General features: G+C 65.7%; 13 protein-coding genes. 2 read left to right on the top strand and 11 right to left on the bottom strand.

Annotation, left to right across the window (positions count from 1 at the left end):
• From VDQ18_RS21165 to VDQ18_RS21140, 6 genes are all read right to left on the bottom strand, one after another.
• Nucleotides 1-314, bottom strand: a 314-nt coding sequence (locus tag VDQ18_RS21165) for a hypothetical protein (protein ID WP_323022854.1), incomplete at its 3' end; no start/stop codon positions are given.
• Between the two features lie 57 nt (nt 315-371).
• Nucleotides 372-575 carry a hypothetical protein gene (locus tag VDQ18_RS21160; RefSeq protein ID WP_323022853.1) on the bottom strand — a complete coding sequence of 68 codons (204 nt, stop codon included), beginning with the start codon at nt 573-575 and terminating at the stop codon, nt 372-374.
• Nucleotides 576-656: 81 nt separating this feature from the next.
• Nucleotides 657-1,403, bottom strand: coding sequence for a hypothetical protein (locus VDQ18_RS21155; RefSeq protein WP_323022852.1), 747 nt, complete (start codon nt 1,401-1,403; stop codon nt 657-659).
• A gap of 11 nt (nt 1,404-1,414) precedes the next feature.
• On the bottom strand, nt 1,415-2,155 hold the full coding sequence (locus VDQ18_RS21150) for a hypothetical protein (protein ID WP_323022851.1): 741 nt from the start codon (nt 2,153-2,155) through the stop codon (nt 1,415-1,417).
• Between the two features lie 71 nt (nt 2,156-2,226).
• The gene (gene corA, locus VDQ18_RS21145) at nt 2,227-3,279 is read right to left on the bottom strand and encodes a magnesium/cobalt transporter CorA (RefSeq protein WP_323022850.1); all 1,053 of its coding nucleotides are present in this window, start codon (nt 3,277-3,279) and stop codon (nt 2,227-2,229) included.
• A 10-nt stretch (nt 3,280-3,289) separates the two neighbouring features.
• Nucleotides 3,290-4,162, bottom strand: coding sequence for a DMT family transporter (locus tag VDQ18_RS21140; protein ID WP_323022849.1), 873 nt, complete (start codon nt 4,160-4,162; stop codon nt 3,290-3,292).
• A gap of 394 nt (nt 4,163-4,556) precedes the next feature.
• On the opposite strand from VDQ18_RS21140, the gene VDQ18_RS21135 reads away from it, so the two are divergent.
• On the top strand, nt 4,557-5,630 hold the full coding sequence (locus VDQ18_RS21135; protein WP_323022848.1) for a hypothetical protein: 1,074 nt from the start codon (nt 4,557-4,559) through the stop codon (nt 5,628-5,630).
• Between the two features lie 494 nt (nt 5,631-6,124).
• Here the strand turns inward: VDQ18_RS21135 and VDQ18_RS21130 are convergent, their stop codons facing one another.
• Nucleotides 6,125-6,409 (bottom strand): HU family DNA-binding protein, encoded by a 285-nt coding sequence (locus VDQ18_RS21130; protein ID WP_107751506.1) that lies wholly within the window; start codon nt 6,407-6,409, stop codon nt 6,125-6,127.
• Between the two features lie 153 nt (nt 6,410-6,562).
• Nucleotides 6,563-8,038: an AMP nucleosidase gene (locus VDQ18_RS21125; protein ID WP_323022847.1), complete on the bottom strand. Its 1,476-nt coding sequence runs from the start codon at nt 8,036-8,038 to the stop codon at nt 6,563-6,565.
• Nucleotides 8,039-8,313: 275 nt separating this feature from the next.
• On the opposite strand from VDQ18_RS21125, the gene VDQ18_RS21120 reads away from it, so the two are divergent.
• Complete coding sequence (locus VDQ18_RS21120; protein ID WP_323022846.1) at nt 8,314-8,949, top strand: outer membrane protein; 636 nt, start codon at nt 8,314-8,316, stop codon at nt 8,947-8,949.
• Nucleotides 8,950-9,013: 64 nt separating this feature from the next.
• Here the strand turns inward: VDQ18_RS21120 and VDQ18_RS21115 are convergent, their stop codons facing one another.
• The 3 genes from VDQ18_RS21115 to VDQ18_RS21105 form a co-directional block, all read right to left on the bottom strand.
• The gene (locus VDQ18_RS21115; RefSeq protein ID WP_323022845.1) at nt 9,014-9,469 is read right to left on the bottom strand and encodes an NADAR family protein; all 456 of its coding nucleotides are present in this window, start codon (nt 9,467-9,469) and stop codon (nt 9,014-9,016) included.
• Between the two features lie 106 nt (nt 9,470-9,575).
• Nucleotides 9,576-9,941, bottom strand: a complete 366-nt coding sequence (locus VDQ18_RS21110) for a type II toxin-antitoxin system death-on-curing family toxin (protein WP_323022844.1) — start codon at nt 9,939-9,941, stop codon at nt 9,576-9,578.
• Between the two features lie 13 nt (nt 9,942-9,954).
• Nucleotides 9,955-10,140 (bottom strand): hypothetical protein, encoded by a 186-nt coding sequence (locus tag VDQ18_RS21105; protein WP_323022843.1) that lies wholly within the window; start codon nt 10,138-10,140, stop codon nt 9,955-9,957.
• Nucleotides 10,141-10,277 lie beyond the last annotated feature (137 nt).

Here is a 10,277-nt window from a genome sequence, read left to right as displayed (position 1 = left end):
CGATGCCGCGCGGGCTGTTGAAGGGTCAGTAAAGCCCCGTCACCGTCGCCAGATCCGCCCGGATCCGATCCGCGGCGGGGGGCGACATCGCGGTTGGCATCGGCAATGGCGAGGCGCTGGCGATAGGCCTCTTCCAGCACGCCCTCGGCCAGATAGCGGTGGTCCGCGCCCAGCGCGCCGGGCCCCTGCACCTCGACCCGGGCGCAGAGCATCGGCTGGCCCTCGATCCCGCGCGGCAGGCCGATCTGCCGGTCGAGCAGCGTCACCAGATCGGCATCGTTCGCCTGCGCCACCATACCCATGATCGGCGCCATGATCTCGGCGTTGAGAGTGCTCAGCCGCTCGAACCCGGCGGCCGAGAACCCGTCGGTCTAGGCAACGACCTCCCGCAAACTGTCCACCATGCGCTGCGCCTCGGCCGGGAAATAGGCCGTGAGCTCCGGCATCGCACTGCGCGCCGGTTCCGACGCCAGCACCATCGCGACCCGCTCGGCAATCTCGGCGGGTGCGAGTTCGGCCTGAGCCGGGATCGCACTGGCGATCAGCAGGGCGGTGAGAGGGGCGTTCAGGCGCATGGCGGGCCTCCGGGGTTCTGGGTGACGACATGCCTTGTCTAGCGCGAAGCCGCGGACCCCGCTGTTCCGTCGGGAACCCGCTCAGCCATTGGCCAGCGCCACCACCCAGGCCCGGCGCAAGCGGTCGGCGCCTTCGAACTCGCCATGTCGCACCGCCTTCAGGATGGTGAGGAAGGCCACACCCAGCCGCGGGTCCTCCGGGTCCAGCCGATCCAGCACCGCAAAGGCGTCGTCCATGCCCCAGACCCGGGCCAGCGCCGCCTGCAAACGCTCGTAATCGCCGACCACCGGCATCGCCGCCCCCACGGGCGCCCCGCGATACTGCGCCATGGCGCGATAGACCCGGGTCCTGATCCGCTCGCTTTCGGCGAGGATACCGTCGGGCTCCGAGCCCGACAGCGCCTTGATCCCCCGCACCACGAAACGCGAGGCCAGAAGCGGCTCGCCCTCGAACCGGCGGTAGAGGGCGATCTGGTCATCCAGCAGGGCGTCGATCTCGGCCCCGGGGATCGACAGCACCGCCGTGCCCAGACCGCGCCGCACCGCGGCCGCCGCATTGGCGATAGCGACCTGCCGTTGCCAGACGCTGCCCGGCCCGCGGGCGATCCGGATCATCTTGCGGCGAAGCGCCCGGGCATCGGCCGGAAAATGCGCCGCCATTGCCGCAAAAAGGCTGCGCCCCGGCTCCAAGGCCAGAGCCTGGTCCACAAGGCGACTGGCGGCGCGGCGCCGGGCCAGCACCTGCCGGCCAAGGCCCCAGCCGCCCCAGAGTCCGCCCAGCGCGGCACCGGCCAGCGTGGCGGCGACGGCGGTTTCCATGCCGATCATCGCCCGCCCCCTCAGCCGCCAAACAGCGACACGACGATCTCCAGCCGCATCCGGTCGGCGCCGTCGCTTCCGGCGTCGCGCAGGCTGGTCAGAAGCCGGCGATAGGCGCCGCAGAGCTGCGGATCGGCGGGATCGCGCGTCTCGACCGCGTCCAGATCGGCATCGGTCCCGCCATCGGCCAGAAAGACCGGGGCGAAGGCGTCGAAATCCTCTTCCTCTACGTACCGCCGGTCAACGGCGAAGCGGTAGCGGTCCATGGTGGCGTAAAGCCGCTCGGCCGCCTCGGCCAGTTGCACGGGATCGAGGCGCGGATCGCTGGGCTGCACCGAGGTCAGCCCCCGCGCGGCGATCGTCGAACAGGCGGCAATGTCGCTGTCGAAGGGCGCGATGGAGGTCAGCCAATCGTCCAGGATCGCCACGATCTCGGCATCCGTGGCGGCACGCAGCCCCTCGGCCATCCGGCCGTGGATCTCGCCCGCCTCGCGCGCCAGAACCTGCTGCGCCGCGTCGTTCAGCGTCCCGGCGCGGTAGGCTTCCAGCATCAGGCCCCGCAGCTGCACCGCCTCCATCGGGAAATGCCGCCGCATCGCCTGATAGGTGCTCGCGACCGGCTCCTGCGCCAGGATCGCATCGACCCGCTCGGCGGCGGTGGGGGTCGTGGCGGCCAGCACCCCGATCACCACGCCCTTGGCAAGGACGAAGGCACCGGCGGCAAGGCCCCAGGTGAGCATGGATTTCAACGTGCGGTTCATGGCGGGGCTCCTGTCTCTGGCTTGCCCCCTTGTTCCATGCCCCCGCCGGGTGCGCTGTTCCCCGGGGAACCCTAGCGTTTCGGCCCCAGCCAGCCCTTGCGCCGAAACCACCAGGCCAGCACACCCGCGATCACCGCCATGAAGGCCATCACGGCGGGATACCCCCAGCGCCAGTGCAGTTCCGGCATGTCGTCGAAATTCATCCCGTAGACCCCGACGATGAAGGTCAGCGGGATGAAGATCGTGGCGATCAGGGTCAGGACCTGCATCACCTCGTTGATCTTGTTGGACTGGCTGGAGAGCAGGATATCGACCAGCCCCGTGGCGATCTCGCGGTAGGTCTGCAGCGTCTCAATGATCTGGACCGCGTGGTCCTGGCAATCTCTGAGGTAAAGCCGCGTCGTCTCGGTGAAGCGCGGCGTTTCCTCCCGGGTCAGGGCCGAGACCAGATCGCGCAGGGGCCAGACCGCGCTGCGCACGGTCATCAGGTCGCGCTTGATGGCGTGGATATCGCCCATCTCGGTGGCGCTGGCCTTGAAGACCACCTCATCCTCCAGCGTTTCCAACTGCTCGCCCAGAACCTCCAGCACCGGGAAGAAGGCGTCGATCACCGCATCCAGCAGCGCGTAGCACAGGTAATCGGCGCCGCGCTTGCGCATCTGGCCCTGCGGGTTCCTCAGCCGCACCCGCACCGGGTCGAAGACATCGCCCGAGCGTTCCTGGAAGGTGATGACGAAACCGTCGCCCAGGAAAATCGTCACCTGCTCGGTCGCGACCAGCCCCGCCCGGCGGTCCGGCATCCGCAGCGCGATGAACTGATGCGCCTCGTATTCCTCGGCCTTGGGACGCTGGTGGCCGTTGACCACATCCTCCAGCGCCAGCGGATGCAGGCCGAAGATCTCGCCGATCCGCTGCAAGAGCGCGGTATCGGCCAGCCCGTCGACGTTCAGCCACAGCACCGTGCCGGGTTTGCAGGTCAGGATCTGGTCGCTCTCCTCCACCCCCTCGGGCGAATAGCGGAAGGTGTGGATCGTCGACGGATGGGCGCCGGGGTCGGCGGTCAGCGTGCCGGGGGCGGTGCCGGGCGGCGAGCGGCGGCGGCGGATGTAGCGGGGCGGTTTCATGGCCGGAAAGCTAGCGCGCGGCCGGGGCCTTGGAAAGCTGCACCGCCAGGATCCCGGCCATGATGATCGCCACGCCGATCACGTCGGTCAGGTTCAGCGTCTCGCCCAGCAACGCCGCGGCGATGGCCACGCCGAAGAACGGGTTGAGGAAGTGGAAGGTCGCGCCCCGGATCGCGCCGATCCGCTGCACCAGCTTGAACCAGACCCAGGTCGCGGCGACGCCGGGAATGAGCGTGGTATAGAGAAAGGCGAGGACCAGCCGCGGGGTCCAGGTGACGGTGAGCGTCTCGAAAGCCAGCGCCGGGCCGATCAGCGCGGCGGCGCCGACCAGCATCTGCAGGCCCACCACCATCATCACGTTCCCGCCCGAGGACGCGCCCCTCAAGGCCAGCGTCGCCACGGTCAGCGCCATGGCGGCGATCACGCAGAGGATGACGCCGACGGGGTCGAGCCCGCCGCCGAACCGCGCGCCCATGATCAGGATCACGCCGCCGAACCCGGCGACGAGGCCCGCCACGGCCACGGGTTTCAGCCGGTCGCCCATGAACAGGAACCCGGCGGCGGCGACCATCAGCGGCAGGGTGGAGGCGATGATGGCGGCGGCCGAGGCCTCGACCCATTGCATGGCGATGAAGTTGAGCCCCAGATAGGCCGCGTTCTGGCAGAGGCCGAAGATGATCGTGGCCCGCCACTGGGCGCGGGTCAGGCGCCAGGTCTCGCCCATCAGCCGGGCGAGGATGATGGCGAAGAGGCCGGAGATCAGGAACCGGGCCGAGAGGGCGAAGAGCGGCGGCGCGTCCTGGACGATCATGCGGGCCGAGGTGAAGGCCGAGGACCACATGAAGGCGAAGGCGAGGCCCATGAGGAGGGCTTTGAAATCCACGATGTCCTCCCCGGGCCGGACGGGGCCCCCTCGGCAGGGATAACGGGGATTTCAGGGGAGGGGAAGAGGTGTCCCGCGTGTGGGACAGGGGGGTGGGGTGTGGGATTACAACGGGTTAGGGGGACGCGTTTAGGTTTTGGCAGGAATGTCCCATGGGTGGGGGAGCGTCCGGTGGGGGGAGGGAGGGGCGTAGGGTGCGCATTCATGGTGCACCGGGGCGTGGGTTGGGCGAAGGGAGCGGGTTGCGCCCGGTGAGCGGTCCGCAATGAATGCACACCCTGCGGATCGCTAGGAATAGCTGTATTGCTCGGCGCGCTCGGACCGGAACTTCTTGACCGACTCATTCCTCTCAGCTGTACTGCCGCGAAGCCTTCAAAGCCGCTAGGAGGAACAAATGCGATTTCTCGCAGTTCTCGCATCCAGCCTTCTCGTTGCTAACAGTGCCCACGCCTTTATGATTCGTGGATCAACAATCGGTTTCGGGGTTTGGAGTGGAGGCGCATATGCAGATGATTCGTCGGGAATATTTTCGCACTGCGTCGCGAGTGCTTCCTACAATAGCGGCGACATGTTGCACCTTACGATAGACCGATCAGGAACGTTCATTCTAGGGATCTCGACATCAAATTTTGGCTTCGTTCCAGGCGAGGAGTTTCGTGCCTCGGTTTACATTGACCGCGCAGCGCCATTTTCTGGAGTCGGAGTTGCACTCAGCAGCTCGATTATTTCATTTTCGTTCCGCAACGCCGGAGAGATAATCCCGCTCATGCAATATGGCCGGGTCATGCGGGTTCAAGGTGCGCGTTTTGCCGGAGAGTACAACTTGACGGGTACAATGCGCGTTTTGCCGGAGATCGCCAGATGCGCGCAAGTTTGGATTGGAGTGGGCGCTACAACTCCCCCGGCACCGCCCACAACGAATCTTGCAGCGCTTCCGCCGAGACCTAGACCAAACATCGCAACCCAATCATCCGCATCTGTAGACAGATCAGTTCTATACCAGATTGCGACCGAGATGATTTCGCAGTTGAACTTGACTGACTTTAGATACCTTAGCGATTCGTTTGCGTCTGATTTGGTTTCTGTTCCGAGCGTGTTCTTCAGTGCTCGCGAGGGGGCCGTTATTGGTGGAACATTTTTCGCGAGCGCCGAACGCGACGCGACTCTTCGAGAGTCCGACGCCCGCGATACAGCTATCCTTAGCGGAGTGTGCGACGGCGATCTTGCAATTTCATTTGTGAACGTTGGCGCAGACGAAGGTAATTCCCGTCAAGTTCGCGGTGTTTGCGTTACGAACGAGTCAACAGTTGAGACTTTGATGACCAAGACCCTTGTTGGCGAGCTGATGCTCTACACTTTGATTTCCTTCGATCAGTCCAATAGTGAGACTGACGGACGCGCGGCGAGCATAGTGAGCCAAGAGCTATCACTGCGAGCCGCGAGTTATATTCCGCCGGGAAACGAGTAGGAGAGAATAGCATTTCCCCTTTACGACCCCTTCTGAAACCACCGCTCCACATACTCCAAGATATCATCCACGATCCCCGAATGCGTCGCGTGTCTCGCGTCGATGCGGATGGTCCAGCCTGAGGGGGTCCGTTCGCGCCGGAGCGTGTTCCCCGAATTGAGGCGCAGCACGCGGCGGGGGCGGCCTCGAGGCCGGGGAAATAGCGCCGCGCGCCCGGGATCAGGGCCCAGGGGCGCGGGCCCTCGACGGGCCAGACCTCGACCGGCTGGCGCAGACCATCCTGCAGGATCGGCAGCAGGAGGGTGTCGAGCGCCCCCTCCTCCATCGCCGGCCGGTCACGCGGCAGGGCCTCGGGGTCGATGTCGGCAAGGGGGATCGGGGGGCATGTCCATGGCTGGCTCCTTTGCCGCAGGAGGCCATGGTTCGGTTGACGGAAAACGAAGAGGCCGCCCGGAGGGGCGGCCTTGCGGTCAGTCGCGCGGGCGAGCGGCGTCTCAGGCGACGGCGTCTTTCAGCGCTTTCGCCACGGTCACTTTCACGGCGCGGTCGGCGGGCTTGGTCAGCGTCTCGCCGGTGGCCGGGTTGCGGACTTCACGCTCGGGGCGAGCGCGGCAGGCGACTTTGCCGATGCCCGGCAGGGTGACCGAACCGCCGGCGGCGACTTCGGTGGCGACGATCGAGGCGATGCCGTCCAGCGCGGCGGCAGCGGTCTTCTTGTCAGCGCCCATCTGCTCGGCAAGGGTGGCGACGAGCTGGGTCTTGGTCATCGGCTTGTTCATATCGGTGCTCTCCGTCTATCAAAACGCTGGCAGGCCGAGGCCTGCGTTGTTCAGCGCATCTATCGGCTGCGCGGGCCTCAGGCAATCGGAAAGCAGCGGGCATGCGGGGGATTTCGCCGAAAACCCCCGAAAACCCGACGTCCCGGGGCCCGGTCAGAGGAACGCCGTCTCGTCGAAGCTGCGCAACTTGCGCGAGTGTATCCGGTCGAGCGGCATGTCGCGCAGCCGTTCCATGGCGCGGACCCCGATCTGCAGGTGGCGGGCGACCTGGGTCTTGTAGAAGGCCGACGCCATGCCGGGCAGCTTCAGCTCGCCGTGCAAGGGCTTGTCCGAGACACAGAGCAGCGTGCCATAAGGCACCCGGAAGCGGAAACCGTTTGCGGCGATGGTGGCGCTTTCCATGTCCAGCGCGATGGCCCGGGACTGGCTGAGGCGCTGCACCGGACCGGACTGGTCCCTCAACTCCCAGTTGCGGTTGTCGATGGTGGCGACGGTGCCGGTGCGCATGATCTTCTTCAGCTCGTAGCCGGTGAGCTGGGTGATCTCGGCCACCGCTTCCTGCAGGGCGATCTGGATCTCGGCCAGGGCGGGGATCGGCACCCAGACGGGCAGGTCCTCGTTCAGCACGTTGTCCTCACGCAGATAGGCATGGGCGAGGACGAAATCGCCCAGCGACTGCGAGTTCCTGAGCCCCGCGCAATGGCCGACCATCAGCCAGGCATGCGGGCGCAGCACGGCGATATGGTCGGTCGCGGTCTTCGCGTTCGAGGGGCCGACGCCGATATTGACCAGGGTGATCCCCTGCCCGCCCGGCCGTTTCAGGTGATAGGTCGGCATCTGCGGCAGACGCGCCAGATGCGGGATCTGCGCCTGCGAGTCGGTCAGCACCGCGTTGCCGGGGGCGACGAAGGCGGTGTAGCCGCTTTCGGGATCGGCGAGGACCTGGCGGGCGTAGGCCTCGAATTCATCGACGTAGAACTGGTAATTGGTGAAGAGGACGTGGTTCTGGAAATGCTCGGGATCCGTCGCGGTGTAATGCGCGAGCCGGGCCAGCGAGTAATCCACCCGCTGCGCGGTGAAGGGCGCGAGCGGGACGGAGCCATCGGCGTTGCGCACCCCCTCGCCATTGACGATGTCGTCATTGGTGATCGACAGGTCCGGGACGTCGAAGATGTCACGCAGGGTGAAGCTGAGCTCGCCCGCCATGGCCACGTCATCGCGCCCGGCCATGGCGAAATGCAGGGGGATCGAGGTGTCGGAATAGCCCACCATCACCGGCTGGTTGTGGTTCTTCAGCAAGAGTTCGATCTGCTGTTCGAGGTAATTGCGGAACAGGTCCGGCCGGGTGATCGTCGTGGCATAGGTGCCGGGTTCGGGCACATAGCCAAAGGCCAGCCGGCTGTCGGGCTGGTCATAGGTCGAGGTCGTCAGCCGCAGTTCCGGATAGAACGCCCGGTAGCGGGCGCGCGGCGTGCCATCGGCGATGGCGGTGCGGAAGCTGGCGGCCAGGAAATCCGTGGCCTGCTTGTAGAGGGCCTGCAGATGCGAGACGGCCTGACGGGCATCGGAGAAAGCCACCGGCTCGGCGCCGGGGGCGGTCAGGATCGGGAGGGTTCGGGTCGGTTTCATGCGGATACTCGGATAATTGCGTCCCCTCCCTGCCGCGGGAATGCGGCGGGGCCGTGACGGCTGCGGAGAGGGGGAAGGTGTTCCATGCGCCAAGATGGCAGAGGGGCGCCAGGAAGGGAAGACCCGACCGCGGTTGCCGGGGCAGTGCAAACAAGACGCACCTTGGCAAAGAAAATGCTGCTGGTGCAGCGCACCAATTGAACCATCCGACGGAAGGCGTAGACTCACTCCTCGGACGACCGGCTTTCGGATCCTCGTCAAGAAATTAAGAAACCATGGTGGACATCATGACCTCGACCAAATCCCTTGTTACGCGTGTTTCTGCGCTGGCCCTCGCCTGCGCCCTGCCGATTGTTCCGGCTCTGGCCTCGGGCCCCGTCGCCCCGCCGCCCCAAGTTGTTGACTATGTGATGCCGGCTCCGGCCTTCGACTGGGCGGGCGCCTATGGCGGTCTGAGCTATTCGGCGGTGAGCGGCCGGATCACCCAGGCCCCGGGTGGTACCCCGGATATGGAAAGCGTGAACGGCTGGGGCGCCTTCGCCGGCTACAACTGGCAGCGCGGCAACTTCGTCTTCGGCCCCGAACTGAGCTATATCGATTTCGAGGCGAACTATCCTCCGTTCGTCAACCAACAGCGCAACGCGCTCGAACTGCGGGCCCGTGCCGGCTATGCCGTGAACAACGTGATGTTCTACGGCTTCATCGGCGCCGCCCGCTCGGAATTCTTCGGCGGCGGCGCTTGGAACTCCGAGAACGGCGTGAGCTACGGCCTCGGCGCGCAGTTCCACGTTCGCAGCAACGTCTTCGTCGGCGTGGAAGCGGCGCGGCGCAACATGAGCGCCACCATCGGCGGTTCCAATGTCGAGAACGACATCGACACGATCACGCTGCGGATCGGCTATCAGTTCTGATCCGGCCGCTATCGGCATCGCAGCCGCCCTTCGGGGCGGCTGTTTGCGTTTCAGGGGGCGGGTTTCAGAGCGCGCGGCGGAGTTCGGCCCGCACCTGCATGAGCAACTGGCCCAGCCGGTTCAGCCCGCTCCCGTCCGCGCCGCATCCCCAGTAGAAATCGCCCGGCGCGTTCTCGACGATGAGCCGCTCGCCGGTCGAGAGCAGCAGGTCGCGCGGGGTCTGGTGGGTGGCGAATTTGACGCGCAGCGCGTCGAGCATGAGGCTGTCCTTGACCGCCTCCCAATCCGGCCGGAGGGGCAAATCGCGGCTCATCCCCAGCCCTTTGGCCTGTTTCGGGGTCGAGGCCCTACGGATCCGCTCGCGATACGCCGCATCGTGGAATTTCTGCGCCTGGAAGTAATGCTCGACACTTGGCCAATAGGCGCCGTCCATCGCCACGCCATAGGGGGCGAAGTTGGAGAATTCGGCGTAAGGGTCGGTCTGGGCGTAGAACCAGAGGGTGTCGGGGGGGTGGGTCATGGGGGCGCCGTCGCCTTGAACCCCGGGGTGACGATCCGAAACTGAATCCGTGATCGAGGCGCGGCGTTCGCGGGCAAGCGTTGCTGGTCGATCATGGCGCGTTCCTTCACGCTTGAATAGGGCGCAATCTCTCGCGGAACCAGACGCGAAGCGACCCGAAATCCATGCGGCCCGAGGCGACCTCTACTACCAGATCGTCGATCGGCTCCTCGTCGGGGATGGCCAGGAGGTAGCCGCTGCGGACAATCAGGATTTCCACGAGCAGCCATGCTGTGCGCTTGTTGCCGTCGATGAACCCGTGGTTGCTGACGACGCTTTCGAGGAGCGCCGCACATTTTCTGTCAAGACCGCGGTGATACCCGGAATAGGGCCGGGCAAGCGCGGATTCGATCAGATGCAGGCTGCTGACGCCATCCCGGCCACCATACGACAGCGCCTCGTCATGAGCCTGAAGCGCGTCCGCCAGGGTCACTCTGTAGTGGCGCCTACCGATCAGCAAGCCGCTTCAGCGCATCCTTGCGGCGCGCGGAAACCTCCTGAATCGCGGATTGCGATTGCTTGCTCGGCTTGCTGACACCAGCGGCCGTGCCTGCCTCGACAAACCTGCCGGAAGAGGCATCGCGCTTGATCCAGCCATCCTTAACCTTGGTGATCTGCGAGGTGAATTTCATATTCAACGGCATCCGAAGCGAGTCTGTACCGCAAGGAATATGCGCGCGGTCGGTCACGTTCTCAAGAGGCGGCCGCGGTTACGCCCTCTTCGCCCCGATCCGCGCAACGCCCAGCACATCCAGCACCTTCGCCTCGA

Origin of the sequence: Pararhodobacter sp., from assembly GCF_034676075.1 — a bacterium.
Classification (GTDB): domain Bacteria; phylum Pseudomonadota; class Alphaproteobacteria; order Rhodobacterales; family Rhodobacteraceae; genus Pararhodobacter.
Note: the sequence above shows the minus strand (reverse complement) of the source record. Positions and strands in the feature narration are given on the sequence as shown.

What these genes read in the sequence shown, in the direction of transcription:
- VDQ18_RS21120 (WP_323022846.1), top strand. Translation starts at nt 8,314, where the DNA reads ATGGTGGACATCATGACCTCGACCAAATCCCTTGTTACGCGTGTTTCT.
- VDQ18_RS21115 (WP_323022845.1), bottom strand. Translation starts at nt 9,469, where the DNA reads ATGACCCACCCCCCCGACACCCTCTGGTTCTACGCCCAGACCGACCCT.
- VDQ18_RS21125 (WP_323022847.1), bottom strand. Translation starts at nt 8,038, where the DNA reads ATGAAACCGACCCGAACCCTCCCGATCCTGACCGCCCCCGGCGCCGAG.
- VDQ18_RS21130 (WP_107751506.1), bottom strand. Translation starts at nt 6,409, where the DNA reads ATGAACAAGCCGATGACCAAGACCCAGCTCGTCGCCACCCTTGCCGAG.
- VDQ18_RS21150 (WP_323022851.1), bottom strand. Translation starts at nt 2,155, where the DNA reads ATGAACCGCACGTTGAAATCCATGCTCACCTGGGGCCTTGCCGCCGGT.
- VDQ18_RS21105 (WP_323022843.1), bottom strand. Translation starts at nt 10,140, where the DNA reads ATGAAATTCACCTCGCAGATCACCAAGGTTAAGGATGGCTGGATCAAG.
- VDQ18_RS21160 (WP_323022853.1), bottom strand. Translation starts at nt 575, where the DNA reads ATGCGCCTGAACGCCCCTCTCACCGCCCTGCTGATCGCCAGTGCGATC.
- corA (WP_323022850.1), bottom strand. Translation starts at nt 3,279, where the DNA reads ATGAAACCGCCCCGCTACATCCGCCGCCGCCGCTCGCCGCCCGGCACC.
- VDQ18_RS21135 (WP_323022848.1), top strand. Translation starts at nt 4,557, where the DNA reads ATGCGATTTCTCGCAGTTCTCGCATCCAGCCTTCTCGTTGCTAACAGT.
- VDQ18_RS21155 (WP_323022852.1), bottom strand. Translation starts at nt 1,403, where the DNA reads ATGATCGGCATGGAAACCGCCGTCGCCGCCACGCTGGCCGGTGCCGCG.